18 protein-coding genes are annotated in these 26,587 nt (G+C 65.2%); 1 reads left to right on the top strand and 17 read right to left on the bottom strand.

What is annotated here, in order from left to right:
- From AYR47_RS21880 to AYR47_RS21890, 3 genes are read right to left on the bottom strand one after another with little or no spacing between them, the layout of a single operon-like run.
- The gene (locus AYR47_RS21880; protein ID WP_033901150.1) at window positions 1-951 is read right to left on the bottom strand and encodes an ABC transporter permease; all 951 of its coding nucleotides are present in this window, start codon (window positions 949-951) and stop codon (window positions 1-3) included.
- Window positions 948-2,558 carry an ABC transporter substrate-binding protein gene (locus AYR47_RS21885; RefSeq protein ID WP_061436818.1) on the bottom strand — a complete coding sequence of 537 codons (1,611 nt, stop codon included), beginning with the start codon at window positions 2,556-2,558 and terminating at the stop codon, window positions 948-950. The genes AYR47_RS21880 and AYR47_RS21885 overlap by 4 nt, the downstream gene beginning before the upstream one ends.
- 44 nt (window positions 2,559-2,602) lie before the next feature.
- Window positions 2,603-5,023, bottom strand: coding sequence for a TonB-dependent receptor plug domain-containing protein (locus AYR47_RS21890; protein ID WP_061436820.1), 2,421 nt, complete (start codon window positions 5,021-5,023; stop codon window positions 2,603-2,605).
- Window positions 5,024-5,596: 573 nt separating this feature from the next.
- Between AYR47_RS21890 and AYR47_RS21895 the strand changes: the two genes are divergently transcribed.
- Window positions 5,597-6,760 (top strand): L-dopachrome tautomerase-related protein, encoded by a 1,164-nt coding sequence (locus AYR47_RS21895; RefSeq protein ID WP_061436822.1) that lies wholly within the window; start codon window positions 5,597-5,599, stop codon window positions 6,758-6,760.
- Window positions 6,761-6,773: 13 nt separating this feature from the next.
- Here the strand turns inward: AYR47_RS21895 and AYR47_RS33130 are convergent, their stop codons facing one another.
- From AYR47_RS33130 to AYR47_RS21960, 14 genes are read right to left on the bottom strand one after another with little or no spacing between them, the layout of a single operon-like run.
- Window positions 6,774-7,151, bottom strand: coding sequence for a chorismate-binding protein (locus AYR47_RS33130; protein WP_250636849.1), 378 nt, complete (start codon window positions 7,149-7,151; stop codon window positions 6,774-6,776).
- 11 nt (window positions 7,152-7,162) lie between these two features.
- On the bottom strand, window positions 7,163-8,149 hold the full coding sequence (locus AYR47_RS33135; protein WP_250636850.1) for a chorismate-binding protein: 987 nt from the start codon (window positions 8,147-8,149) through the stop codon (window positions 7,163-7,165).
- Window positions 8,146-8,454 (bottom strand): isochorismate lyase, encoded by a 309-nt coding sequence (locus AYR47_RS21905; RefSeq protein WP_061436824.1) that lies wholly within the window; start codon window positions 8,452-8,454, stop codon window positions 8,146-8,148. The genes AYR47_RS33135 and AYR47_RS21905 overlap by 4 nt, the downstream gene beginning before the upstream one ends.
- Entirely contained in the window at window positions 8,451-9,209 is a 759-nt protein-coding gene (locus AYR47_RS21910; RefSeq protein WP_033901145.1) for a thioesterase II family protein, read from the bottom strand. The genes AYR47_RS21905 and AYR47_RS21910 overlap by 4 nt, the downstream gene beginning before the upstream one ends.
- Window positions 9,206-10,804, bottom strand: coding sequence for a (2,3-dihydroxybenzoyl)adenylate synthase (locus tag AYR47_RS21915; RefSeq protein WP_061436826.1), 1,599 nt, complete (start codon window positions 10,802-10,804; stop codon window positions 9,206-9,208). The genes AYR47_RS21910 and AYR47_RS21915 overlap by 4 nt, the downstream gene beginning before the upstream one ends.
- Window positions 10,797-11,516, bottom strand: a complete 720-nt coding sequence (locus AYR47_RS21920; protein WP_033901143.1) for a VOC family protein — start codon at window positions 11,514-11,516, stop codon at window positions 10,797-10,799. Before AYR47_RS21920 ends, AYR47_RS21915 begins: the two co-directional genes overlap by 8 nt.
- On the bottom strand, window positions 11,513-12,712 hold the full coding sequence (locus AYR47_RS21925; protein ID WP_237142498.1) for a Gfo/Idh/MocA family oxidoreductase: 1,200 nt from the start codon (window positions 12,710-12,712) through the stop codon (window positions 11,513-11,515). The genes AYR47_RS21920 and AYR47_RS21925 overlap by 4 nt, the downstream gene beginning before the upstream one ends.
- Window positions 12,655-13,833, bottom strand: a complete 1,179-nt coding sequence (locus AYR47_RS21930; RefSeq protein WP_016979930.1) for a cytochrome P450 — start codon at window positions 13,831-13,833, stop codon at window positions 12,655-12,657. Before AYR47_RS21930 ends, AYR47_RS21925 begins: the two co-directional genes overlap by 58 nt.
- The gene (locus AYR47_RS21935; protein WP_061436828.1) at window positions 13,830-15,500 is read right to left on the bottom strand and encodes a class I SAM-dependent methyltransferase; all 1,671 of its coding nucleotides are present in this window, start codon (window positions 15,498-15,500) and stop codon (window positions 13,830-13,832) included. Before AYR47_RS21935 ends, AYR47_RS21930 begins: the two co-directional genes overlap by 4 nt.
- The gene (locus AYR47_RS21940) at window positions 15,497-16,531 is read right to left on the bottom strand and encodes a class I SAM-dependent methyltransferase (protein WP_061436830.1); all 1,035 of its coding nucleotides are present in this window, start codon (window positions 16,529-16,531) and stop codon (window positions 15,497-15,499) included. The genes AYR47_RS21935 and AYR47_RS21940 overlap by 4 nt, the downstream gene beginning before the upstream one ends.
- Complete coding sequence (locus tag AYR47_RS21945; RefSeq protein ID WP_061436831.1) at window positions 16,528-17,631, bottom strand: saccharopine dehydrogenase NADP-binding domain-containing protein; 1,104 nt, start codon at window positions 17,629-17,631, stop codon at window positions 16,528-16,530. Before AYR47_RS21945 ends, AYR47_RS21940 begins: the two co-directional genes overlap by 4 nt.
- A complete protein-coding gene (locus AYR47_RS21950; protein ID WP_061436832.1) occupies window positions 17,625-19,370 on the bottom strand; it encodes an ABC transporter ATP-binding protein in 1,746 nt (581 codons plus the stop codon). Before AYR47_RS21950 ends, AYR47_RS21945 begins: the two co-directional genes overlap by 7 nt.
- Entirely contained in the window at window positions 19,367-21,100 is a 1,734-nt protein-coding gene (locus AYR47_RS21955; protein WP_033901136.1) for an ABC transporter ATP-binding protein, read from the bottom strand. Before AYR47_RS21955 ends, AYR47_RS21950 begins: the two co-directional genes overlap by 4 nt.
- Window positions 21,097-26,553: a non-ribosomal peptide synthetase gene (locus AYR47_RS21960; RefSeq protein ID WP_061436835.1), complete on the bottom strand. Its 5,457-nt coding sequence runs from the start codon at window positions 26,551-26,553 to the stop codon at window positions 21,097-21,099. Before AYR47_RS21960 ends, AYR47_RS21955 begins: the two co-directional genes overlap by 4 nt.
- Window positions 26,554-26,587: the final 34 nt, after the last annotated feature.

The raw sequence follows: 26,587 nt of genomic DNA on the forward strand, positions 1-26,587 counted from the left end.
CTAAGACACCTTTGGCGTGTGGGAGATGCGCGGGTCGAACCAGGGGTAAAGCAGGTCGACCAACAGGTTCACCAATACAAAGGCCGCAGCCGACACCGCGACGATGGCCAGTACCACCGGAATGTCCTGGCGCAGCACCGCCTCCTGGGCCAGTCGACCAATGCCGGATCGCGCAAAAATGGTCTCCACCAGCACCGCGCCGGACACCGTATTGCCGACCTGCAAGCCGATCAGGGTGAGGATCGGCAGCGCGGCGTTCTTGAACCCATGGCGCGCCTGCACCTGACCCCGGCTGAGGCCCTTGGCGTAGGCGGTGGTGATGTAGGACTCTTTCCAGACACCCTGGAAGCTCCGTTGCAGTACCTGGGCGTACACCGCCGCGCTGGGAATGGCCAGGGTGACGGCCGGCAGCACCAGGCTTTCGAAGCCTCGGCTGCCGGTGGCGGGAAACCAACCCAGGCCAAAGGCAAACACCTGGATCAGCAATAGCCCCATCCAGAACACCGGCACCGAAAAGCCCAGGGACGGCAAGCGCGTCAACGCTTTCTTCAACGGTTGCCAGCGGATATAGGCGGTCAGGTAAGCCAGTCCAATACCGCCCAGCAACGACAAGACGATAGCCAAGCCCGCCAACGACAAAGTTTGCGGCAGGCGTTCAACCAGCAGCTCGGCGACCGGGCGGTTAAGCGAAAGCGACTGCCCGAAGTCACCTCGAACGGCGCCCCACAGCAGGTCGAAATACTGTTCGAATACGCCCTTGTCCAAACCGTAATAGGCCCGCGCCTTTGCCAGGTCTTCTACCGACAGCGCGTCGGCTTCCATGCCCGAGGCGCTGAGCATCAGTGACAGCGTGTCGCCCGGCAGCAGATAGAGAATGAAGTACGTGATGCTATAGGCACCCCACAACACCAGCAGCGCCTGGCCGACCCGACCGATCAGGTAGCGGCTCATGGCGTACCGATCTCGATATCACCCAACAGCGCAAAACCCTCGGCGGTCCAGCGGAAGTTTTTCACCTTGGGCGAGGTTGCCGCCTGCCACACGCGCTCGTAGATCGGGAATGCCGAACTCTCATCAATCAACAGGTCTTGCAGGTCGCCATAGGCGGCTGCGCGCTGCGGGCTCTGGGTGGCGGTGATGCCTGCATCAAACAACGCCTTGGCTTTGTCCAGTACCGCAGGTTCGTAGGTGTTGGTGGCCACGGTTGAGCTGTTGGCGCTGCGCGGATCGAGGATGGTTTGCAGGATGATCGGGTCGGCGCGGGTCATGTAATTAATGGTCAGGTCGTAGTTGCCGGCGGAGTTGTTGGCGACCCATTCGGCCCGGGTGACTACGCTGAGTTTCAACTCGATACCGACCTTGCGCAGTTGGTCCTGGATCAACACATCGCCGGCGGTCTCGGCCGGGCTGATGTTATAGCTCAGGCTCAGGCGCTTGCCGTTTTTCTGCCGGTAGCCATCCGTGCCCTTGGCCCAGCCGGCTTGATCCAGCAGGCGTTCGGCACCCGCGGGGTCATAGGCCAGTTTGTTGCCCTGGCTTTTGAAGTACGGCGTGGTCACATCGAAGATGCCGTCGACCACCGGGAATTCGGCGTTATAGACGGTGCTCGCGTAGCTCTTGCGGTCGAGGGACTTCTGCACTGCCAGGCGTACTTGCTGGTCAGCCAGGATGCGTTCACCACGGGTGTTGGGATACAGGTTCAGCGCCGGCCCCGGCAACGAACGGCTCTGGATCGTCGCGCCCTTGGACTGAAACAACTTCAGGTCAACTTCCGAGAACGGGTTACGCGGCCACAGGATGTCGGTCTTGCCTTGCAGGAACAGGCCGTTGCGCACGCTTTCCTCGGGGATGTAGCTGATGTCCACCGCGTCCAGGTGCGCTTCGCCCTGGTTTTTCATATTGGCCGAGGCCCAGGCGTAACCCTTGCGCTTGGTCAGGTGCGCCCCGACTTCTGGCGTGTAGCTGGCCAGCACGAACGGGCCGGTGCCGATGATCTTGCCTAGGGAGCGCTCTTTGACCGTCAGTGCGTAGGAGGCGGGCGCGAGGATCGCCAGGTTGGTGGTGGAAGTGGCTTGCAGGAAGCCCGCATTGGGCTTGGACAACACCAGCTTGACGGTGAAGTCATCGACCACTTCGGCATGGTCGTAACCTGCCAGGTAGGTGGCGCCGAAAGTGGCGGGCAGCTCGGTCGCCAGGGCCTTGTCGCTGTCAAACGCAGTTTTCACCGCCTTGGCATCGAAGCGTTCGCCGTTGCTGAAGGTGACGTCCTCACGCAGGTGAAAGGTATAGGTCAGCGCGTCGTCACTGACTTCCCAGCGTTTGGCCAGCCAGGGAATGATCTTGCCGGTCTGCGGGTCCTGGTCGGTCAGGGACTCGGCGACGTTGCGCAGCAGCACGCGGTGTTCCAGCCAATACACCTGGAACGGGTCGACGCTGACCAAGGTGGTGTTGTCGCCAAAAAACGCGATGTTCAGGGTTTTGCCCGCCTGGGTGTCAGTCCCGGGCGAGCAGGCGGCGAGGCTCAGCGCCAAGGCGCAGGGGGCCAGCAGACGGCTCATCAAGTTGGAGGTATTCAATGGAGTGCCCTCAGGTGGCGTTTGGATCAGAAGTCGTAGGCGAGCTTGGTGTACCAGTAGCCGCCGCCGGGATAGAACGGCGGGTTGCCGTAGGCGGCCAGGCCGAGGTTGCTGTACACCGCGTGTTTGTCGGGGCGCACGTCGAAGATGTTGGTACCGCCGATGCTGACGGTGAGGCTGTCGACGAAGGTGTAGCTGATGTCCAGGTCGGTGATCCATTTGGCGCCGAAGCTGCGGTCGCCGCTCGGGTTGACCGCCAGTGTCTTGACCGCGGCGTAACGGGCAGTTTGCAGATTGACCGCCAGGTCCTCGACCTTCCAGTTGGCGCCCAGGATCCACTTGGTCTTGGGTGACGCGTCGGTCAGGTCGCCTTCACGGTCACGGCCCACCAGGGTCACGCCTGAACCGGCCAGCGCACTCGGCGTGTCGCGGGTGCCTTCGATGGTGGTCTTATTCCAGTTGAACCCCAGGCTCCAGCGCACATCACCCCAGGCATCCAGTGGCGTGGTGTGGTCGGCGACCACGTCCAGGCCCTTGGTACGGGTGTCGAACGCATTGGTGTAGTAGTTGACCCAGGTGCCGGTGGGCACGCCCTGGGCGGCGAGGATGGCGTTGATCGCGCCGTTGCCACGGTCATAAATGTTGCTGGTCAGGGCGATGCGGTCGTCGATGTCAATCAGGTAGGCATCGGCGGTGATGCTGGTGCGTGGCGCCGGTTGCCAGGTCAGGCCCAGCCCCAGGTTGCGCGATTTCTCCGGCTTGAGGTCATCACCACCGAGGGCCTTGGCCAGGTTGCTGCCGGACGGCGTCAGGCGGGTTACCGCCGGCACCACGTTACCGTTCACGTCGGTCGCCACCCGGTTGTCGGCCACGGTGTAGCCGATCTGGGTCAGGGACGGTGCACGGAAGCCGGTGCCGACGGTGCCGCGCACGGCCACGGTGTCGGTCAATTCGTAGCGCGAATTCAGTTTCAGGCCGAACGTATTGCCCGAGTCATCGTCGTAATGTTCGACGCGGCCAGCGACGTCGAGAAACCAGCGCTCGGTCAGGTCGAAGCCCAGGTCCAGGTAGCCCGCATAGTTGTTGCGGATCAGGCTCACTTCGTCTTCAGGGCGAATCGTTACTGCGGCCTGCGCGCCGGAAGCGGCGGGGTAGGTGCCGGTGATATAGGCCTCGCGGTCGCCGGCGAAGGTACTGAAATGTTCCCAACGATGCTCCAGGCCCGCCGACACCTGCACTGGCGGCGTCAGGTTGAACAAACTGTCGTAGCGGCGGGTGAAATCCAGGTTGTTGACCCATTGCTCGAAGCGAAAGGTCGCCAGGTTGTCGAACTTGGTGGGGGACGCCGTGCCCAGCGACGGGTTGATATTGAGGTCGCTGGAGTGGTGCACGTTATTGCGTCCGTAGGTGGTGCTCAAGTCCCAGTTCCAGTCGGCCACCAGGCCCTTGCCGCCGAACAGCAGCTGGTAGTCTCGGTCCTTGATGTTGTTGAGCGGGAAGTAGCCGTCCGGGAATACCTCAGGGACTGCGGCGGTGCCGGTCGGCAGGCGGAAATAGTTGGCGGCCTCGGCATCGCGTTCGCCGTAGGTGGAGAACGAATACAGCGTCAGGTCTTCCAGCGGCAGTTCGGCGTTGTAGGCCAGGTTGAAGGCCTTGAGATCCGGGTCGCCATTCTTGATCGCGACACGGTCCCAAGCTGCTTCCTTGGCGGGGTCATTGAATGCCCGCACGCTGCGGTCGGCTTTGTCGTTCCAGGACGCGCTGCCGCGTTTGCGCGCGTCGGCCGAGAAGTGGAAGAAGCCGCCCTGGCCCAGTTCAAAACCCTGGTCGCCCGCCACCTTGATGGTCTCGCCCTGGCCGGAATACAGCTGGCCGTAGCTGGTTTCCAGGTGGCCGCCGCTCTTGGTGTTCTTGAGGATGATATTGATCACACCCGCCACTGCGTCGGAGCCGTACTGTGCGGCAGCGCTGTCTTTGAGCACTTCGATATGGTCCACCGCGCTGACCGGGATCAGGTCGATGTCCACCGCATTCGCACCGCTGTTATCGATCGAACCGCGTTGGCCGGTGGCGCCGTTGTGGCGGCGCTTGCCGTTGACCAGCACCAGCGTGTAGGCCGGGCCGAGGCTGCGGTTGCTCAGGGGCCGTGTCACCGAGTTATAGCCGGCGATGTTCGTGCCGAAGTTGAACGACGGCAGCAGCTTGGCAATCGCCTCGGACAGCTCGGCGCGACCGGTCTTGAGCAACTGGTCGCTGTTAATCACATCGATGGGCGCCGGGCTGTCGGCCACTGTGCGCTCCTGGCCACGCAGACCCGTGGAGATCACGGTCACGGTGTCGAGCTTGGCGTCTTCGGCGAAGGCGGGCGCCGCTGCCATCAGCATGGAGCTGGCCAAGAGTGACAGGTGAAATTTGTTAAGGGCGGTGGGGAGTGCGATGTCTGGCATGTAGGCAACCTGGGGGCTAGGGAATACGTCCTCCGCCAGGTATGGGGTCGGTCTGTGAAACGAAGATAATCCTATAAAAAACCTGAGTGAAAGTCTTTTTTGGAATAAGCTAATTATTATAAATAGGCATTATTATGGTGCATAACATCACATATTTTTATTTAGTGCGAGGCTCTCGCTGCCACTCCTGGCAATTTAGACAGAGCGGAAGTCTCTGGTGATTTTCAATTTAGTATTGAAAGTGTATCCGTTTTCACAGACTGCTATCGCGGTACGCAGTTCGTTACGCTGGTCACACCTCTAACCCCAGCAGCGGATATCTATCATGTCACTCACTACGCTTATCACGATTGCCAAGCGCGTCGACGCCGTTCTTTTCAAGCTATGGCGCCTCCACTTGAGGCCTGTCGGTATGTCCTCCCAGTTCTGTGATCAATGCCCTGATCGACTCAAGCGACCCTGATCGCATTCTCTTCATTTTGATGAAACTGTTATCGACAGTCGCTGGGTAATTCCGTCCATCCTGTCCAACCGAAGCCCACTGGCCTGACCAACAGGGCTTGGAGCACCGCCATGCACGTAAAACGTCCACTCGCCTGTTTTTTCCTCGCGACAACAATTGCCCTCGGCAGCCAGGTCGCCCATGCCGCATTGCCCAGTGAACAGCACCAGGGCGTTATCGAGCCGGTATTCGCCTTCCATGACGCCATGCCCACCGGCGTGACGGTCACTGAGACAGGGCGCCTCTTTGTCAACTTTCCGCGCTGGGGCGACAACGTGCCTTTTACCGTTGCAGAGCTGCGTAATGGCAAGGTGGTGCCTTACCCCGACCTGGCCATGAACCAGGCCAACCCCAAGGATCCGGCCAAAGGTTTTATCAGTGTTCAAAGCGTCGTGGCGGACGGACGCGGGCGGCTCTGGATTCTCGATACCGCAGCCCCTGGGTTCTCGGCGCCGCAGCCCGGTGGCGCGAAGCTGGTCGCGGTTGACCTGGCCACTAATAAGGTGGTGAAGACGCTGGTCTTCCCTGAAAACGTCATGCTGCCCAGCACCTACGTCAACGACATGCGCTTTGATTTTCGTGTGGGCGACGAAGGCGTGATCTACCTCACCGACTCGTCCCTCAGCGGCCCTGGCGCAATCATCGTCATGGACATTGCCAGCGGCACGGCGTTGCGCCGGCTCAGCGGCGCGGCATCGACCTCAGTCGATACGCGTTTCGTGCCCAAGGTCGAAGGTGAAATCCTCAAAGTCCGCAAACCCGACGGCAGCTCACAACCCTTTGCCGTGGCGTCCGATGGCATTGCACTGTCGGCGGATGGCCAGACTTTGTATTTCTGCCCATTGTCGAGCCGGCACCTATATTCAGTGCCCACCGTACAGCTGCGTGATGCATCGATCACTGAGGCGCAACTCGCCGAAGCGGTCAAGGACCTTGGCGAAGAAAAAGGCGCGTCCGATGGGCTGGAGGCCGACGCATCAGGGGCGCTTTATGCCGGTGATTATGAAAACAACAGCGTGCGCAAGCGCCTCGCGGACGGCCAGTGGCAAACTATCGTGCATGACCCTCGGGTGCTCTGGCCTGACACGTTCTCGATCGGCCCGGACGGCTATCTGTACTTCATGGCCAACCAGTTGCATCGCCAGGCGATTTTTCATGCAGGCAAGGACTTGCGGCAGAAGCCCTACAGCCTGCTGCGCGTGAAGATCGATGCAGCACCCGCGCCGACGTATTGAGCGCGCGGGACGATTATCGAAGCGCTGACTCCTGTGGAGAGAGCAACAATGCCTGCTCCATGCTGGCAAGCTTGATCTGGGTTTCCTCATACTCCCCGGCAGGCTGAGAGCCCTCGACAATCCCGCACCCCGCGAACAAATGACAGTGTCGTGGGGTCATCAGCGCCGAGCGCAGAGCGACCAGGAAATCTCCATTGCCCTGTGAGTCCAACCAACCCACCGGCGCCGCGTACCAACCCCGGTCGAAACCTTCGTGGCGGCGGATAAAATCCATGGCGGTCGCACTTGGCAATCCACCCACCGCTGGCGTTGGATGCAGCGCGTGGATGCCGTCCAGCAAACGCTTGTCCGGGTTGAGTTGCGCCATGATCGGTGTGCTCAGGTGCTGCACGTTGGCGAGCTTCAGCAGGTGGGGGATGACGCAGCCTGGAGGTCGCGTACCTTGCCATCCAGGGCTTGGGTGATGGTCTGCACTACCAGTCGGTGTTCATGTTGTTCCTTGGGGTCGGCCAGTAGCCGTTCACCGATAACGTGATCCTCGTCGGCAGTAGTGCCTCGTCGCGCGCTGCCTGCGAGGGCATGGGTGGTCAGGCGACCCTCCTGGCAACTGAGCAGTCGTTCGGGGGTAGCGCCCATGAAGCAATGCTCGCCACGGTGCAGCGCGAACAGGTGGGATGCGTTACCCCGTGCGTGCAAACGCTGCATCACCGCACCACTGTCCAGGGGCGTGTCCAGTTGGTACTCGATATGCCGCGCCAACACCACTTTGTTCAAGGCGCCGCCTGAAATGGCCTGCAACGCCGTTTCAACCTTCCTCTGCCACTGGTGTGAGGGCAGCGCGTTGCGTTCGATGACGTCCGGCGCTGTGGCCGTCGCGGCGGGCGGGTTGAGCAGTTGCGCATAGGCCGCGATGCTGTCGCGGGCCAATGCCTGCGGGTCGCTGTCGGGTTCGACCACTTGCTGGCAGCGCAGCCAGCGGCCGTCGGCGTCTTCGCTGAGCAGCCAATGCGACAGATGAAAACTGGCGTCAGCGAAGGCGGCCCAGTGCGGTGCGCACGGCCGCTGTTCATCAAAGCGCATGCCGCCCAGCAGTAAGGGTGCCTTGGGCCCGTCGATCACCGCGTCGGCGCACAGGGCGAACCATTGCCGGTCGACGTCGAGCATGCGCTGGGGGCCGCCGGCCTCGATCTGCCAGGCGCAGCCCACGCCGAACAGTGTCAGGTCTGGCGAATGCGCGCGCCAGAAGAAACCCTGCCGGTGGGCTTCGTAAAGGGCCAGGGCCTCCAGCGTCGGCGCGGGGTGTGAAGAAACGGCGATGACGGGCCGTTGATACGCCACCGCACGCTGGTGTGCGGCCTGGAATACCTTGAGCAACGCGTCCAGGTTCATACCACCTTGCTCTTTTTCTGCAACCAGAAGGCGGTCTGCTCGGCGATGTACCAGTGGATGATCTGGTTGAACAGCCCCTCGATAAACTCTGCGTCCAGCCCGGCCGTCTGCGCCCATTGCCGGCGCTGCGGCAACATCGCCGCGACACGTTCCGGGGCGGCGATGCTGGCCTGGTCGGGCTTGAACGCGGAGGCGGCCTTGACGTACTGCATGCGCAGGCCGAGGGCCTCGATGATCTGCTGGTCGAGGCTGTCGATGGCTTCACGAATGTCCGAAAGGCCAGTGCAGTGTTCCGGGGTTTTCATACCGAGTCTCCCTGTAGGTAGGCAGTGCGTTGCAACAGGTGATGGATCACCGGTCGCGGCTGATGCTTGAGGTAAAAGTGGTCGCCGTCGAACAGGCGGATATCCGGGGTGTGGTCGCTGAGGTCAGCCCAGGCACGGGCCTGCTCAAGGCTGACTTCGGCGTCATCGCGGGCCAGCAGCACGTCGAGTGGTGCCGACAAGCGGGTAAGCTGCTGGGGGCGCCAGGTTTCGATGGCCTGGTAGTCGCTGCGCAGGGTTGGCAGGAACAACGCACGCAGTTGGGGATTGGCCCACAGGCCGGCGGCGTCGGCGTCCTGGCGCAGGATGTCGGCGATCAGTGCGGCGTCGTCCTGGCGGTGCAGGTCACTGTCTGGTTGCCGGTGTGGCGGCGCGTGACCCGAGACGAACACATGGGCGGCGCCATAGCCTGCCGCTTGCAGGCACACTCCCACGGCGTAGGCGAGGGCGGCGCCCATGCTGTGGCCGAACAGCAGCAAGGGCCGGGCGGGCAACGTTTGCAGTGCTGCGGCAATGTGTTCGGCGAGCCTGTCCAGGCAGGGGATATGCGTTTCGTTGAAACGCTCTTCACGTCCCGGAGATTGCACGGCCAGCAGGTCGATATCCCCCGGCAGGTGCGCCAGCCACGGACGGAAAAAACTCGCGCTGCCCCCGGCATGGGCCAGGCACACTAGGCGTGCCCGCGCCTGTTGGCTTTCTCGCAGCACACGCAGCCATGGCGATGCAGCGCCGCTCATAGCGCCAGCACCTGTTCTGCCAAGGCCTTGCGGTTGACCTTGCCGAGGCGCGTCAACGGGAACTCGCGCAGCACCTGCAAGCGATCCGGCAACTTGTAGGCGGCCAGCCCTCGTTCGCGCAGCCAGGCGTTGATCGAGGCGAGGTCAACCCGCTCGCCATGGGCCAGCACACAGGCGCAACTGCGCTCGCCGAGCAACTCGTCGGCCAGCGCCACCAGTGCCACATCGCGAATCAGCGGGTGGCCGAGCAGCAGGTTCTCGATCTCTTCCACGGGGATTTTCTCGCCCCCGCGATTGATCACATCCTTGCTGCGACCCTCGACAATCAAATGCCCCTCGGGCAGGCGCCGCACCAGGTCGCCGCTGCGGTAAAAACCGTCGGCGGTAAACGCGCGCTGGTTCTGCTCGGCGGCGTTGTAATAGCCGCGGATGGTGTAGGGCCCACGCACCAGCAATTCACCGACGGTGCCGGGGGCGACCGGCTGGTCGTCGGCGTCGACGATGCGGATCTCGTCGTCGGCGGTCAGCGGCAGTCCCTGGGTGTCGAACACCCGCGCCTGCGGATCATCCAGTGGCGTGAAGCACAGCAAACCCTCTGCCATGCCATACACCTGTTGCAGGCCGCAGCCCAAGACCGGGCGGATGCGTGCGGCGATCTCGGCCTTGAGCCGGGCGCCGCCGACCTGCAGCCATTGCAGGCTGCCCAGGTCGTTATCGGACCATTGCGCGACTTCCAGCCACAGCAACACCAGCGGTGGGATCAGGGCGGTGTGGGTGATGCGTTCGCGTTCGATCAGCTCAAAGGCGGTGTCCGGGCTCGGTTCCGGCGCCAGAACCAGGGTGGCGCCGATACTGAACACGCCCAAAGCACCGGGAGAGGCGAGGGGGAAGTTGTGCGCCACCGGCAGTGCGGCGAGGTATCGGGTATCGGCATCGAACCCACACGCCTGGGCCGCCAGGCGCGCATTGCACGCGTAGTCGTCATGGGTGCGCGGGATCAGTTTGGGCAGGCCGGTGGTGCCGCCAGACAACAGCAGCACTGCCACCTCCCGCGAATCTGGCGCAGGCCATTCACGCGGGCTGGCCACGCACTGCGCCAGCGGCACGAATTCCTCGGCGGCACCGACCACCCACACCTGTTGCAGGCTCGGTACTTGCTCAAGCAACGTGCGCGCCAACGGGCGATAGTCGAAGCCCAGATGCTGATCGACAATTACATAGGCGACTGCCTGGCTGAGGTGCGCCAGGTGTGCCAGTTCATGTTCGCGATGGGCCGGCAGCGCAAACACCGGGATCACGCCCAGGCGCAGCAGCGCGAAGGTCAGGCTGAAGAAATCGGCGATATTCGGCAACTGCACCAACACCCGCTGGCCCGCCACCAGCCCGCGTTCGGCAAGGCCGGCGGCCAGGCGGTCAGCCTCATAGTCGAGCTCGGCGTAGCTCCAGCGCCGCGAGCCGTCTACCAGCGCCTCCTTGTTTGGTGTGCGCCGGGCCTGCGAGCGCAGCAGTTCGCCAAGAGGCGCGCCGCGCCAGTAGCCTTGCTCGCGGTAGCGGCGAATAAAGTCGTCGGGCCAATCAGTGCATCCATCAAGCATGGCAATCTCCTTGGGCAGTCGGGCAGCCCAGCAACTGGGCCCCGTGCAGATTCAGCGGGTGCGCAAGGCCGGTGATTTGTACCGCCTGTACGCCGGTGTGCGTGGCCGGTTGCAGGCGCAGCAGCGGGTCATCGCCGGCCAGCAGGTGAAGGGCGGTGTGATCGTCGGGGTGTACGCCCAAGTGAATCGCGGCCAACCCGGTAGCGCCATTCGGGTGGACCCTGTGCGCCGGGTGCTGGGACGGTGAGTAGGGCGTGACCAGGAAGGGCAAGCGATCATGGCGCGGGTACACGAAACGAAAGCGCGTCTGGCTGCCATCGGCGCAGGTGCGCCGCCAGTTCACCGTACGTCCCATGCTCACGCCGCAAGCCGCCAGGCCCTTGAGGCGAGGCGCCAGGGCCGGGTCTTCGCACAGCAGGGCCAGGTCGCAGAAACCTTCGCCCTGCGCGGCCCAACGCAACATGCGTCGCCCGGCCCCCCGGCCGGCCAGGCAGTCGATGGGCCACTTGAACAGCCAGGCATGACGCGGCGTGGTCAACAGTTCGATGATCGGCCCCTGGCTGAACCAGATGTGTGCGTGTTGCGCGCTGGCTTCGGCGGTGGCGTAAGTGACCTCGAAGCCGGCGGCACGAAAATTCGCCACGGCCTGGTGCAAGTCACGCACCCACAGCAGCACATGGCTGCAGGCTGAAGAGGGTTGAGCAGTGTTCAAAACGGCAGGGCTCCCAGCAGTCGGGCGGTGTCGTCACCGCAAGGGGGTTGCACGGCGTCGGCACGCGCGTGGAGTTCGGCCTGTGGCAGCGAACGCGGCACCGGTGGCTCGATCAGTTCAGGCATGCCGATCAGGCCGTTCATTTCGCGCCAGGCCATGGACACCTCGGTCGCCCACACGCCGCTGCGCAGGCGGCGTGTGGGGTCGTCGATGTCGCGGCACAGTTCACCCAGCGCAAGGCTGACCGCGTCGGGCCAGAGCTGGTTGAACACCTGGTGGTAGCTCGCGGGGAGCTGCGGGTCGAGCACCACCATCGTCGGCCCGGCCAGGCGTTCGCTGCCGGGGCCGGCCATGATCAGGCGGTCGGTGTTATCCCGTGGGGCATGCAGGCGCGGGTTCCACAGCACCGGGCCATGGGTGTCGCCCAGGCTCAGCACGCCGGCTTCGCAGCCCACTTCGAGGCGATGCAACAGGAAGGAATGGTTGTCCGGGTCCTGGGGGTGCACCTGGTTCTGGATGCGCAGGCTGATTGGCACACCGTTGAAACTCGCGTTGAGCCGCGTGAAAGGCTGCGCCCCGACCCCGGCGGCTGGCGCCGCGAACACCCAGGGCCGCAGGCCACCGGCCAGGCGCCCGAGAATGTCCAGCAGCGGGTAAGCCACCTGGCTGTTGCAGGCCGCGTCGATGTACGCCAGCCCTTGCTGCTCGCGCAGGTACCCGGCCACCGCCAGAAAACGCCGGATCGCGAGGATGTTCGGGTACAGCGTGTTCACCGCGTAGGCTGCCTGGCCTTGACGCGCGGCCTGCATGCACGCCGCGATTTCGCGGTGGTGCACCGGGTGTTCCTGCAGCACGTGGATGCCGCGTCGCAGCAGGTGCTGGGCCAGCTCGCTGCCGGCGCCGCCGGTGGCGCCGGAGCGCACCACCACGCAGGCGATGTCGACGTCGTCCGGCACTTGCTCGACAGCCTCGTACAACGGCACGCCATAGTGCGCGGCGCAGGCGCGCGAGTAAGCATTGCCGCGTGACAGGATGCCCACCAGTTCATAGTCGGCCTGGGCGCGTGCCACCGCTTGCAGGTAGATACGGCCAAATGCAGTGCCGGCGACGATCACGCGTTTACGTGCAGTCGGGCGGCTCATGACCAGGTCACCGGCAGGCAGTGGGCGCCGCGAAAGAATGTGGCGGTTTTCCATTGCACGTCGCCGCAGCGCTGCAGGCTGGGCAGGCGCACCACCAGGGCGTGCAGCGCCTCCTGCAATTCGACCCGCGCCAGGGCTGAGCCGATGCAGTGATGCAGGCCGTGGCCAAAGCCGAAATGGCCGCTGGCATCCCGTTGCAGGTCCAGCGCCTGTGGGTTTTCAAAGCGGGCCGGGTCATGGTTGGCGGCGCCGATCGAGGCGAACACCGCGTCGCCCTGGCGCACCAGGGTTTCACCGACCTGAATGTCTTCCAGCGCGTAGTGCACAAACATCGCCGCCGAGGCCAGCGGGATGTAGCGCAGCAGCTCTTCGACCGCCTGCGGTATCTGCTCGGGATCGGCCTTGAGCTGTTGCCACTGCGCGGGGTTGTCCAACAGCACCTGGATAAAGTTGGGGATCTGCGAGGCACTGCCTTCGTAACCGGCGACCAGGATCGCAATGCACAACAGCAGCAATTGCTCCTCGTTGAGGGACTCGCCTTTTTCGTCGGCTTGGGTCAGGGCGGTCATGAAGTCATCGCGTGGTTCGCGTCGACGTTCGGCCACCAGGTTTTTGATGTATGCGGCCAGCTCGCCCAGATGACGCTGAGTCTGATCCGCGTCTTCAGGGCGGGTCGACAGCAGGGAGTCGTTCCACACCTTGAAACGGTCACGGTCCTGCACCGGCACACCCAGCAGTTCGCAGATCAGCGCCAGGGGCAACGGCAGGGCGTAGTCGTTGACCAGATCAGCCGGCGGGCCGGCGGCGAGCATGCGGTCGATCAACTGATGGGCGTAGTCGCGGGCGTGGGGGCGCAGGGCTTCGACGCGGCGACGGGTGAAAGCCTGGGCGGCGCGCGAGCGAATCCGCGTGAGTTGCGGCGGGTCCATCATCACGATGCCGCCGGCGATGCGTGGGAAGGCACGCGGGCTATCGTCGCGACGAAACGCCTCGCTGCGGCTGAAGCGCCGGTCGCCGAGTACCAGGCGCACATCGTCATAGCGAGTGGCAAGCCAGGCCGGGGCGCCGATGGGCATTTGGATGCGCAACAGCCCCGGTGCCTGCTGGGCATGGCGATAGGGTTCCGCCAGCTTGAGGTCGGTGAAGCGGTTGAACGGGTAGGCCAGCGGGGTCATGGCAAGTCCTTGGCAGTGCTGAGGTCGGGCAAATGGTCGAGCAGCTCAAGCTGCAATTCGGGGTCTTCCAGGTGGGCCACCAGTGCGGTGCGGCTCAGGCGTTCCGCCGGGACCTGGGCCACGAATACGCGATGGCCCAGGCGCGCCAGCGGGTGTGTGGCGACGGGCAGGCTGCGGTTGCCGTGGAATCCGGCTCGCGCCAATGCGCTTTGCCACTGCGACAGGTCGAGGAAGGTGGCGCTGCTGAGCTGGCGTTCGTCGCTGGCCTGGTTGAGCATGAAAGCCTGGGAAGCCATCACCCAGAACTCCTCCTGGGTCGGTTCGCTGAACACCAGCCAGCCACCCGGCTTGAGCAAAGCGAGCAGGGTGGCCAGGGAGCGCTCGGTGTCGCGGGCGGCATTCAGCACGCCCCCGGCGACGATCAAGTCCCAGCTCTGGCTGGGATAACCCTGGGCCAGGGCCGGGCGATCGATATCGAACACGCCGTGACGCACCCATGGCCAGTCCTTGAGCCGCTCGGCAGTTTGCTCGCTGAAGTAGCGCGACACGTCGGTGCACAGATAGTCCACGCTGGCATTCGCCAAGACGGGCAACACCGCTTGGGTGGTGGACCCGGTGCCGGCGCCGACTTCCAGCACGCGCAGCGGCACATCGGCCGGCTGGCGTGCGGCCCAGGCGCCGATCCAGTGCGCGACGGCGCGGTGTTGGTATTGCGCTGCGAGGCTCTCGCGATACAGCGCCGCCGCGCGTTCGGTGCGGCCTTCGGGAAACAACAGGTGCACTGCCGCAGACTCGCCACGCATCAACGACGGCAACTGCCGCGCATTCTCCCGCGCGTAGTCGAGGGTGCCGTTGCCGCCGGTATTGCGCGCCCAGTCCACGCTCAACTGCGCCCAAATACCTTCCAGGGCGATATCGCTCCAGGCATTCGCGTCGAGGGTGGGTAGCAATCGATCGGCGACGCGTCGCAACAGGCCTTGGGCTTGCAGCACATCCAGCCAGCGCGCGATCAACGGCCGGTGGCCAGGGGCAATACCCGCCCGTGCCAAGCTGTGGGCCACGTCATTGAGCGGTGCCGGCAGCAACCCACACTGCTCAAGCCCATTGAGCATGGAGAGGAGCGCGGCGTGACCCAGTCGATCATTGAGTCGCACCGACTCCACCAGTTGCGCGGGTTCGAAGGCTTGGTCGAGGGCGGCCTCGGTTGCGGCCAGCTGATCGTCCACCGGCCTGCTCGGGCAAGGATGCGGCACCACGAACAGCGTCTGGCCGTGCAGCGCAACGGCACTGACTTGAGGATGGCCCAAAGCGCGCTCACGCCAGCGTTGATGCGCCAGCTTGACGCTGGCCAAGTCGAGCCATTGCTCCGTGAAACCTTGCACGCGGCAATCGAGTTGCGCCGCTGCACGCTCCGCGAGCTGCCAGTCACCCGGGCGGTGGCTGACGAACAGCACCTGTTGCAGGTGGCTCAGATCACTCAAGGCCAGTGCGGGAAAATCCAGCAGGCGCTCCAACTGCTCGGCGCTCATCATCACCACAGCGGGGCACTGGCGCTCAAGCAAGGCCAGCAGCCGCGCGGGCGCCAACTGATGAACGCCCAGGTCGGTAAACGCAGGCAGTTGCCAAGGCGCAGTGGGCAGGTCGATCAACAGGGTGTCGACGTTCATCGGGAAACTCCGGTGGCATGGAACAGGCGTTGTCCGGCGGCGGCCAGCGGGTCGGTCGCGGCGGGCCATACGTCGAGCAACTCAAAGCCTGCGACGTACAAGGCCTGGCGCCAGGCGTCGGGGGGCATGAACACCTCATCGATGACCCGCAGCGGCGCGCCGGCTGGGGGTGAGAGCAACAGGTGCATGAAGGTCAGCATCGCCGGGTTGTCGGCGATGGATTCGCTGAACAGCAAGGTGCCGCCGTCGCGCAGGCAGGCGCGGATTCGCGACAGGCTGCGCGGCAGGTCGCAGGCGTTGTGCAGCACGTTGCCGGCGATCACCAAGTGCTGGCTGCGGGGCGCGATGCCTTGCTCGCTGAAGTCGCGGTCCAGGTCGAGCAGGTCGAATTGCATACCGGGCTCCAGGCGCAATTCGCGCCGAGCCACGCCGGTGAACAGTGAGCTGATATCAGTGAAGCGATAAGCTTTTTCACGGTCCTCCAAGGCTGCCAGTACGGCACGCGTGGTACAGCCGGCACCGCCGCCGAGCTCCAGCACCTGCAACACGTCGTCGGCGGCGCGGGTTTCCCGCGCACGGGCCGCGAGCACCTGGTTGATCGCGGCGGTAAAGTGGTTGTGCTGATACGCACCGAGTACCGCCACCGGGTCCCCGGCGAGCACCAGCAACGGCGCCAGGGCGATGCGGTCGCGCAGCAACTCGGGCAGGCACTCGATGACCTGGGCATGGAGTTGCGCCATGCTCGGCGGGAAACCCAGCTCGGCATACAACCCTGGCAAATCGCCGAGGGCGGCTTGAGGCGGCGTGCCATTCCAGGCCAACCGCTCGCCGCCTACCTGCACGGCTGCGGTACGCGACAACGCTGCCAGCCAACGCCGCACAATCCAGGCGTGGCGCGGTGCGGTGCCGAGCGATTGGTTAAGCTGTTCGGCGGTTCGCCACACCTGCATCGGCAAGGCCTGGGTACGCAGGAGGACGTCGGCCATGACGCCCAGGCTCAGTTGTTCCAGTGCGTTAAGGGCGGTGTTCATAGGCAACCTTCTTCGGCGTGTTGCAGGTGTTCGAGCGGGTGGTCCAGCAGGGTCAGCGCGCGGATCGCCTGAGCACGTTGCAGGCGCTCAAGGCTGGCGGCGGGCGGCAACGCGTACGCGGCGTCATGGCAGCCGGGGCGGATTTCGCCTTCGAGCACACTCACCACCGTGACTGCCGCCATGGCGCCGGTCAGAGGCGCGTTGCCCGCGCCGTTGACGACCAGGCTGCGGGTGCACGTCTGGCCGTCGCGCAGTCCATCGAGTTGCAGCAACAACGTGACAAAGGGCGGCTGGCCACTGAGGTCCAACTGGCTGGCCGCGCATAAGCGTTGCACCGCTTCGGCACGCGGCAGGCTGTGCGCCTGGTCGAGCGCCTTGAGTACATGGCCGTCGGTCATCACGTTGAACCACTGGCCTGTTTCCAGGCGCAGGTCCCTGGCCAAGCGTTCGCCTTCCCGGTTCAAGTAGGGCAGCACATGCACCGGCCCGGGGAAACACGGCAACAGCACGTCGCGCCTGCGTCGCAGTGCGCGGCTGCAACGGCCGTTGTGCCAGGCCGCCAAGGGCTCGCTGGAGCCGTCTACCGCCCCTTGCAGGAAGTCGTCGGCGGCGACGGCCGTGAAGTGGTCACGCAGGCCAAAATAGCTGCTCAGCCCCAGCACGTGTGTGAACCCCTGCATCGCCAGCCAGCGTGGCAGCAGGCCGGTAAGGCCCGGTTGCAGGCCCGCACCAAGCACCGCGCTGCGCCCGCGCCATAAAGCCGGGTCGAGCTGGATATCGCCCGCGGCGTCGACGTAATGCGCATCGGCGTTCAAAGCGGCCTGCGCGACACGGTCCGCCACGCGCCAGGCGGGGCCGGCGCAGTTGAGCAAGACGTCGCAGCCACGGGCGAACCTGGCCAGGGCTGGCGTGTCGTTGAAATCCACGGCCGTCCATTGCAGGCGTGCTTCGGGCCATTGTTGCTGGAGCAGCGCCAGGCAGCGCGCGCCGTTGTGCGCGTCACGCCCGCCCAGGCGCAGGTCCTGCAGGCCCAGGCTTAACAAGGCCTGTGCGCTGGCCAGGCCGACGTCGCCACTGGCGCCCAGCACCCCGATCAGCATGGCTTGGCCTGCGCATTCAGGCGCCAGCCACCGGCGCGCTGACGGTCATGCCAGAACCCGGCGTAACGACCGTTGAGGCTGAGCAGGTGCGCGTGGGTGCCTGACTCCACCAGGCGACCTTCGTCCAGGACCAGGATCTGGTCGGCGGCCATGATGGTCGGCAAACGATGGGCGATCACCAGCACGGTCGAGTGTTGCATCAGGCGTTGAATCGCGGCCTGTACGAAGGCTTCGTTGTGCGGGTCGAGCGCGGCGGTCGCTTCGTCTAGCAGCACGATGGGCGCACGCTTGAGCAAGGCGCGCGCCAGGGACACGCGCTGGCGCTCACCGCCGGACAACGATGCGCCACCTTCGCCCACCGGTGTGTTCCAGCCTTGGGGCAGGCGGGCGACGATTTCATCGACACCGGCCAGCCGTGCCGCTTCGGCGACGTCGCGGGCACTGGCGTCCGGGCTGCCTACGCGGATGTTCGCTTCGAGGCTGTCGTCGAACAGGTACACGTCCTGCATTACCAGCGACAGTTGCGCCATCAGCGCCGCGTTGGACAGCTCGCGCACGTCCACGCCGCCGACCTTGACGCTGCCCGCCGTCGTATCGAAAAAGCGCATCAACAGGCGGGTGACGGTGGTCTTGCCCGAGCCCGACGCGCCGACAATCGCGGTCATCGAATGCGCCGGGGCGCTGAAGGTCAGGTCGCGCAGTACCGTCGGGCCACTCGGGTAGGCGAAGCTCACGTGTTCGAAAGCCAGGCTGCCGGGCGCTGACAGGGGCAGGCTGACGGCGGGTTCGGGCAACGGCGGCTCACGCAGGATACTCACCAATTGATCCAGGTCGTTGCCGGCCATGCGCAACAGGCCGCTGCGTGCTGCCGCTTCGGCCAATGGCCCCACGAACCGCGCTGCCAGGGCGAGCAGGGCCACCAACTGGATCGCATCAATTTCACCATGAGCCGCCATGGCAATGCCCACGCCGACCAGCAGCGCAAAGGCCAGTTGCACGGTCAAACCACCGGCGAGCAGCTTGGGAAAGGTCTGCGACAGCATCGAACCACCGGCCAGCTTTTGCGCCTGATTGGCGGCCTGCAAGGGCGCGTAGCCGTCCTGGGTGCGGCCAAATGCGCGCAGCACCTGCTGGTAGCGAGCGAACTCCACCACCCGGTTGCCGGCCAGGGTCGCGGCGGCTTCCACCCGCGCATCGTTGCTGCCGATGGCGGCGGCTGACCAGTGATGGGTGAAGTAGATCAGCGGCGCACACAACACAGCCGTCAGGCCCAGGCGCCAGTCGAACACGAACAGCGTCAGCGCCACGGTGGCCGGCACCACCACCCCGGACACTACCGGCCCCAGGTAATGGGCGAACAAACCGGTGACCATCAACGTGCCGCTGGTAGCGCTGCGTGACAGGCGCCCGACCTTTTCCGAGTTGAACCAGCCCAACGGCAGGCTGACCAGGTGCTGGCCGAGGCGATCATGCAAGGTTGTCAGCACCAGCAAGGCCAGGGCAAAGCCCTTCATGGCCTGCTGGTAGTGGGCGATGCAGGTCAGCACCACCATGGCCGCCAGGCCTGCCAGCCAGGCGCTGGCCGTGGGCAGGTCGCCGGCGAACAACGCGTGCAGGATCGGCACCAGCAGCGCCACGGCCAGGCCTTGCAGCACGGCGCTGGTCACCAGCCACGCCAGGTAACGGTAGAGGCGCGGGGCATGGGCCGGGCCCAGTAAGGTCACAAGGCTGTGAATCATAGGGACATCTCCACGGCAGGGGTTTCGGTGCTGGCTCGCCACAGTCGGGCATAGGCGCCGTTGGCGTTCAGCAGGTGTTCATGGCGGCCGCTTTCCAGGACGCGGCCCTGGTCGAGAACGACGATCTGGTCGACGCCACTGATGCTCGACAGACGATGGGCAATCACCAGCACCGTGCGGCCCCGTGCCAAGGCCGACAGCGCATCCTGGATCAATGCTTCGGACTCGGGATCGGCGTGGGAGGTGGCTTCATCGAGGATTAGCACCGGCGTGTCGGCCAGCAGGGTGCGGGCGATGGACACGCGCTGCGCCTCGCCCCCGGATAAGATCGCGTCTTCGCCAATCACCGATTGATAACCCCGAGGCAGCGCCTGGATACGCGCATGGATTTGCGCCGAGCGTGCTGCCGCCTCGACCTCTGCATCGCTGGCATCCGGGCGGCCCAGGCGCAGGTTGTCGGCGACCGTGCCGTGCACCAGTTGTGCGTCCTGCAACACGAAACCCACGTGTTGATACAACTGGCGCGGGTCGATCTCGCGCACATCGGCGCCGCCCACGCAGATGCGGCCGGCGTTGACGTCATGAAAGCGCGGCACCAGCTTGGCCAGGGTCGACTTGCCCGCGCCGGACGCGCCGACCAATGCGGTCACGCTGCCGGCCGGGCAGTGCAGGTCGACGCCCTTGAGGATCAGGTGCTCGGCGTCGTAGCCGAACTGCACCTGTTCAAAGCGGATATCGCTGCCCTGGGGTTGGACGCAGGCCTTGGGCGTAGGCAATTCCTCAACGTCCAGCAGCGCTTCGATGCGACCGGCTGCCGCCAGGGCCGTACGCTGGGCTGTGAGGCTCTGGTTGATCACCAGCAGCGATTGCGGGATGACCACCGCCACCAGGGTTTCGGCGAACAGCTCCAGCGGTGTGATCCAACCGTGCGCCAGTAACAGGCAACCCACCCCCAGGCTCACCAGCAGGATCACCGGTACACTCAAGGCCATCGAGGAAAAGGCTTCCAGGCGCAGCAGCGGCTTGACCCAGCCGGCGTACTGCTCGCTGAACTGGTTGACCGCCTGCTGATAGCTGCGATGCGCCTGCCCGACCTGGCCGAACGCCTTGACCACGGCAATGCCGTGCACGAACTCGACAATCGCCGCGCTGACCCGGGTCATGCTCTTGTCCAGCAACTGCATCTTGGCGCCAAAACCGCGCATCATCAGGGCGTAGGCCACCGCGTAGATGGGCAGTGTCAGCACCGCGAGCAGCGCCAGCCGCCAGTTCAACGTCGCCAGCCACAGCAGGCCCGCCAGCGGCGTGACGATGGCTGCGGTGAGCTCCACCGCATGGTGGGCGACCAAGTGGTGCAGGTCTTCGAGGTCGTCCTGCACCACCTTGCGCACGGCGCCGGAGGTGGTGTCGGTGTACCAGCCCAACGGCACGCGCCCGAGCTTGCGTACCATGGCTTCGCGCAAGCTCGATTGCAGCCGGTGGTCAGCCACATGGGTCAACCACAGCGCCACGCCACTGGCCATCCACCCCACACTCAGGGCGATCACCACCAGCGCGGCCCACAGCCATAGGGTCTTGCTGTCGGCGCTGCCGGCCAACAGTAATCGGCCCAGTTCGGTGAGGCCGATAAAGGGCACCAGGTTGACCAATGCGCCGAGGGCGGCGAACGCCACACCGAGGCGAATCAAGCGGTTGACCGGGCGTTTCAGGGTATCCAAGGCGGTGGTCATGAGTTTTTCCGAAGGGCCTCAAGCAGGTGCGCAGTGACGGTGTGGACGTGAGGCGGTTCGATCACGCTGAAGTGGTTGCCAGGCACGTCGATCAGCTCGAAGTGGCCCAGGCACGCGTCTTCCCAGAACGGCGCGGCCAAATGCCCGACGCCGCCGGTGATGCCGAACGATTGCTGCTCCAGGCAGCGCAGGTAGGTCATGTTGCCGAGGAACGGCAGCGGGTCGAACCGCGCCGCTCGCATGCTGTGGCGGCACACACGGAACAGCGTCGGTACCAGTTCGGGACCGATCGGCACCCCGGCCTGGCCCGAGGCCAGGCGTGCGTATTCGGCCAGGCGTTCCTCCTGGCTGCGCGCCGATTGCTGTTGGACCGCCAGCGCCAGCGCGTCCAGCCCCGGATCGCCGCTCAGCGCCGCCATGGCCCCGGCGGGTACGCGGCGGTTGTCGCGGGCCATCAACAGGTCGATGGCGCGGTACACGTCGTAGTCTTCGATGTGCGCGCCGAACACGGTTTTCACTGGGTCCAGGTTCAGGTTGGGCACGAAGATCGCCTCGTACGCCAGCTCTTCGTCGGTGTCGATGAACATCGGGATGCTGTCGATCAGGCTCAGGTCGACCACCTCCATGCCGCGTTCGAGCAAGCGCCGGGCAACCTCAGTGGCCAGCAGCCCGCCGAGGCAGTAGCCGATCAGTTGGAAGCGTTGATGGCCATCGGCAATCAAGCGTTCGGCGTAGTCCTCGGCCACACTTTCGATCAGGCGCTTGGGCTCCAGCGCCAGGTACTGTTCGGTGTCAGCCACGGCAAAGCCAATCACCGGACCGGCCTGCTGGTCGGCAAGGGCGCGGCCCAGGTGCTGGAAATAATCGAGGGTGCCGAGGGCGGCATGGAACATCACCCGGACCGGGCCGACGTCACCCCCGCCAAACGGCACCACCAGCGCGTTGCTGCTGGACGAGCGTTGCGCTTCACCGCTGACGGCAACCATGGCCGGCGTGGCTTCGCCCTGATTGAGCAGGCGCGCGAGGGCGGCGACATTCGGCTCGTTGAGCATCTGGCGCAGCAAGGTGTCGTAGCTCAGGCGTTGGGCCTGGGGCAGTTGCTCACGCAGTTGGCCGGCGACGCGGGCGAGGATCAGCGAGTCGGCGCCTTTTTCATAGAAGCTGTCCTCGACGCCGATCTGCGCCAGCCCCAGGGCGTCGGCCCATACGCGGCACAACTCGGCGCTGAGCGGATCGCTCGGCGCTTCCTGGCTGCTGGAGGCCTGGGCGTCGGCGGCAGGGCGCCAGCCGGCCAGGGTCTTGCGATCGACCTTGCCATTGGCGGTCAGCGGCAAGCGGTCGAGTACCTGCAGGTGCGCTGGCAGCATGTAGTCCGGCAGGCGCTCGGCCAGGGCGCGGCGCAGGCTGTCGACATTCAGGCGCTGCACGCCGGCCTTGAAGCGCGCAGCGAATACCTGCATGCCGAGGGCGGCCAGCGGGTGGTCGGCCTGGGGCAGGGCAGGCAGGCATTCGCCACCGAAGGCCTTGACCCGCGCCTGCCAGATATCGGCGTCGCGCAGGCCACTGCGGCCCTGGTCGTGGTCGCCATTCGCCGGTGTCATCATGAAGCCCTGGGTCAGCAGGATCGGCGGCCATTCGCCGGACGGCTCGCTGAATACCAGCCAGCCACCAGGGCTAAGCAACTCGGTGATCTGGCCGAGGGCGTTGTCGATGTCCTTGACGCTGTTGAGCATGCCCGCACACAGCACGATATCCACGCTGTTGCTGGCCAAACCCTGGGGGCGGATGTCCTGGTCGATGTCCAATACGCCATAGCGTACCCAGGCGTGCTCGGCAAAGCGCTGCTTGGCCGCCGGCAGGAAAAACGCGGTCATGTCGGTAAACAGGTAGTCGACTTCCAGCCCATCGAGCAAGCCGATAACCGGCGCGCTGGTGGCGCCGGTACCGGCGCCGATTTCGAGGATGCGCAGCGGGCCGTCGCCTTGATGGTGGGTGGCCAGGCGGTTGATCAGCGCCGCGATGCTGTGGTTGTTGTAGCGCGACACGGCATCCCCGCCGTACAACTGCAAGGCCACGTCCAGTTGGCCTTGGGGGAACAGCAAGTCGAACGGGTTGACCTCGCCCTTGAGCAGTTGCGGCAGTTGCCACACATGGTTGAGCTGGTAGTCGAGCAGCGCCTGGCTGCACAGCCCCGAGGCGACCGCTTGTTCCACCCGGCCCCACGCCAGCGCCGGGTTGGGCGCGGGTTGCGCGAGGCGGTAGTGCGAGTGGGTGTAGTGCAGCAGACCAGCCTCGCACAGCGCGCCCAACCAGCGACGAACCAGCCAATGGTGGCGCGGCTCGGCCTGCAAGGCGTGCAGGATTGTGGCGGCGTCCGGTTCGGCCCGCTCGCCGCTGAACAGTCCGGCCTTGAGCAACACCTCCAGCATCGAACTCAATGCAGCGGCACTCAGGTCAGCCTGGTACTCGCGCACCTGTTGCGCATCGAAACTGCCCACCTGGCTGTCGGCATAACGTTTGACCGCCGTAAGCAACGGCGCGCCTGGCAGCGGCTCGGGTTCGGCGCGTGCGGCCGTGACAAACGCCAACAGGTCGCCACTGACCAGGCTGACCGCACTGTCCACGCCAGGGGTGGCGAGCAGTGCGGCCTCGACCTCACCCAGTTCCACCCGATGCCCGCGAATCTTCACCTGGCCGTCTTCACGGCCCAGGAATTCCAGCTCACCCCCCGGCAAATAGCGGCCACGGTCACCGGTGCGGTACAGGCGCTGGCCGTCGACCGGGTGAGCAAAGAAGCGTGAGTCGCTCAATGCTGGATCGCCCAGGTAGCCCTGGGCCAGGCCGACACCGGTGATATAAAGGTCGCCCGGCACCCAGGTCGGCGCATCACGCCAGTGGCTGTCGAGTACCCGAAAGCCTTGATTGGCCAGCGGCAGGCCGTAGGGAATGCTGCGCCACGCCGGGTCGATGGCGCCGATGGGGTGCAGGTTCGACCAGATCGAGGCTTCGGTGGCGCCGCCCAGGCCCACCAGTTTCAAGTCGGGCAACAATGCCTGGAGTTGCGGTGGCAGGTTCAGCGGGATCCAGTCACCGGACAGCAAGGCCAGGCGCAGGCTGTCCAGTGGCCGGGGTTCGGCGTGCAGGTAGTCGGTGAGCATGTGCAGTTGTGCCGGCACTGAGTTCCACAGCGTAACCTGATGACGCTGCACCAGTTCGGCCCAGTGCGACGGGTCGGCGCCACGTGCCGGGTCCGGCAGCACCAGGGTTGCGCCCACGGCGAGGGGGCCGAACAGGTCATACACCGACAGGTCGAAACTCAACTGCGCCAGGCCCAGTACGCGGTCATCGGCGTTGACATCGAAGCGTCGGTTGATGTCTTGCACGGTATTGAGCGCGGCGCGATGGCTGATCATCACACCCTTGGGTTCACCGGTGGAACCGGAGGTGTAGATCACGTAGGCGAGGTCATCGGGGCCGCCCTCGATCAGCTCGAAATCCGCGCCCGCCGAGGGCAACCGATCTACGGCGTGCCATTGCAATGTCTCGGGCAACGGCGTGTTTGGCTGCGCCAGGTAATGCCCCAGCACATGCCGCACCTTGGCGCTTAGCAGGACGCGGTCGCGGCGTGCGGCCGGAGCGTTGCTGTCCAGGGGCAGATAGGCCGCGCCGGCGAGCAACACGCCGTAGGCCGCCACCACTTGGTCGAGACCCTTGGGCATCAGGATCGCCACCGGTTCCTGCGCGTCGCACCCGGCCTCACGCAGGGTGGCGGCCACAGCCAGTGCGCGTTCGGCAAGGGCGGCGTAGGTCAGGCTGCCGCTGGCATCGATCACCGCCAGTGCGTGAGGATGTTCCCAAGCCATGGCCAGCAGGCCGTCGTGCAGGCGACCGGTGGGCAACGGGACGGCGGTGGCATTCGCCGCCAGGCGTTCACGCTGTTGCCAGGCCGGCAGCGGCACTTGCACCGGATGTTCCCAGGCGGCCGGGTCGAGGGCGAGCAACTGCAACTCGGCGACAAAGGCCTGTTGCATGTCGTCCACCAGGCCGTCGGGGAATACGCCTTGGCGCACGTCCCAATGGATGTGCAGGCCGTTTGCGTCATCCATCACCTGGCAATCGAGGGTGACCTGCGGCGTCTGGGTGATGCCGTGGCCCACCCGGCGTTGACTGGCCGGCGGTGCCTCGATCCCCAGGCCGATGGCGCTGGTGAAGACCACCGGCATGGCCGCCGCTTCACGCCCGCGGCGCCGACCGATTTCGCGCATGACCTGGATGCCGGAGAACAACCGGTGCTCCAGGTCGGCAAACAATTGGCTGCCCAACTGGCGTGCCTGGGCGGTGAAGTCCAGCCCTTCGGGATCGTTGACCTGCAACAGGCTGACCGAGGTGAAGTCGCCCACCAGGCGATCCACCTGCGGGTGCAGTGGCAGACGGTTGAGCAATGTCAGGTTGAGGCTGAAGGCGGGCTGCTGGCTCCAGCGTTGCAACGTGGCGACGTAGGCCGCCAGCACCACGATGGATGGGGTAAGGCCGCGTTCGCTGGCAGCGTTTTTCAGGGCGGCCCATGGCTGCGGTTCAAGCTGCGCCGAGTGCCGTTGGAAACGGGGTATGCGGGTGTCTTCGCCGCTCAGCGGCGCCGGCAGTTGTGGGGCGGCGGGCAATGCGTCGATGCGGGCCAGCCAGTAGTCACGGTCACGTTGGTGGCGGCTGCCTTCGAGCAAACTGCGCTCGGCCAGCAAGTAGTCGCGGAAGGTGATGTCCAGGGCAGGCAAAGCTGCCAGGGGATCCTGCAGCAACAGTTCCAGCTCATTGAACAGCAGCTGCGCGCTGGCCCAGTCGGCGATCAGGGAGTCCATGGAGAAGTGCAGCGTGTCGCCGTTGTCGCTGCGGCTCATACGCAGTTCGAACAGCGGCCAGACCTCGGTGGGGTAGAGCTTCTGTTCCATGGCCTGGCGAATCTGTTGCAATGCGTGCTGGTGCTGCTCGCGGGTGGCGCCACGCAGATCGGCGATGGCCAGCGGGTAGTGGGCGACGTCGGGCAGCACACGCTGCGAACCTTCGCTGGCGATCACCGCGCGCAGCATGTCGTGGCGGGCGATCAGGCGGTTCCAGGCCTGTTCCACCTGCTGCGGGTCCAGGGTTGGCCAGCTCAGTTCCAGGTAGCCATGGCAGGCGACATTGCCGTAGCCGAAGGACGATTGGCGGCCCATCAGGTAGGCAGTCTGCACATCGGTGAGGGGGAAGGGCGTGTGGTGCTGCGCCGGATCGGCCTGCACGAGCGGGCGTTCCTGTGTTTCCAGCAGGTGCAGGATCTGTTGCTTGTGTTCGCGCAGTTGCGCCAGGCGTTCCGTGTCGAGCAGGCCCTGGGGCGCGCGGAATTTCAGTTGGCCATCCTGAGGCCAGAGTTCGACGCCCAGGGACTTGAGTTCGCTTAGCAGTTTGGCGGCGGGCATGGGGACAGCTCCTGGAAAAAAGGTGGGTTGCGCA

Origin of the sequence: Pseudomonas azotoformans (genome assembly GCF_001579805.1) — a bacterium.
In the GTDB taxonomy this organism is placed as follows: domain Bacteria; phylum Pseudomonadota; class Gammaproteobacteria; order Pseudomonadales; family Pseudomonadaceae; genus Aquipseudomonas; species Aquipseudomonas azotoformans_A.

Bases quoted from the DNA above. Each gene is read 5' to 3' on its own strand.
- AYR47_RS21880 (WP_033901150.1), bottom strand. From the start codon at position 951: ATGAGCCGCTACCTGATCGGTCGGGTCGGCCAGGCGCTGCTGGTGTTG.
- AYR47_RS21885 (WP_061436818.1), bottom strand. From the start codon at position 2,558: ATGAGCCGTCTGCTGGCCCCCTGCGCCTTGGCGCTGAGCCTCGCCGCC.
- AYR47_RS21890 (WP_061436820.1), bottom strand. From the start codon at position 5,023: ATGCCAGACATCGCACTCCCCACCGCCCTTAACAAATTTCACCTGTCA.
- AYR47_RS21895 (WP_061436822.1), top strand. From the start codon at position 5,597: ATGCACGTAAAACGTCCACTCGCCTGTTTTTTCCTCGCGACAACAATT.
- AYR47_RS33135 (WP_250636850.1), bottom strand. From the start codon at position 8,149: ATGAACCTGGACGCGTTGCTCAAGGTATTCCAGGCCGCACACCAGCGT.
- AYR47_RS21905 (WP_061436824.1), bottom strand. From the start codon at position 8,454: ATGAAAACCCCGGAACACTGCACTGGCCTTTCGGACATTCGTGAAGCC.
- AYR47_RS21910 (WP_033901145.1), bottom strand. From the start codon at position 9,209: ATGAGCGGCGCTGCATCGCCATGGCTGCGTGTGCTGCGAGAAAGCCAA.
- AYR47_RS21915 (WP_061436826.1), bottom strand. From the start codon at position 10,804: ATGCTTGATGGATGCACTGATTGGCCCGACGACTTTATTCGCCGCTAC.
- AYR47_RS21925 (WP_237142498.1), bottom strand. From the start codon at position 12,712: ATGGAAAACCGCCACATTCTTTCGCGGCGCCCACTGCCTGCCGGTGAC.
- AYR47_RS21930 (WP_016979930.1), bottom strand. From the start codon at position 13,833: ATGACCCCGCTGGCCTACCCGTTCAACCGCTTCACCGACCTCAAGCTG.
- AYR47_RS21935 (WP_061436828.1), bottom strand. From the start codon at position 15,500: ATGAACGTCGACACCCTGTTGATCGACCTGCCCACTGCGCCTTGGCAA.
- AYR47_RS21940 (WP_061436830.1), bottom strand. From the start codon at position 16,531: ATGAACACCGCCCTTAACGCACTGGAACAACTGAGCCTGGGCGTCATG.
- AYR47_RS21945 (WP_061436831.1), bottom strand. From the start codon at position 17,631: ATGCTGATCGGGGTGCTGGGCGCCAGTGGCGACGTCGGCCTGGCCAGC.
- AYR47_RS21950 (WP_061436832.1), bottom strand. From the start codon at position 19,370: ATGATTCACAGCCTTGTGACCTTACTGGGCCCGGCCCATGCCCCGCGC.
- AYR47_RS21955 (WP_033901136.1), bottom strand. From the start codon at position 21,100: ATGACCACCGCCTTGGATACCCTGAAACGCCCGGTCAACCGCTTGATT.
- AYR47_RS21960 (WP_061436835.1), bottom strand. From the start codon at position 26,553: ATGCCCGCCGCCAAACTGCTAAGCGAACTCAAGTCCCTGGGCGTCGAA.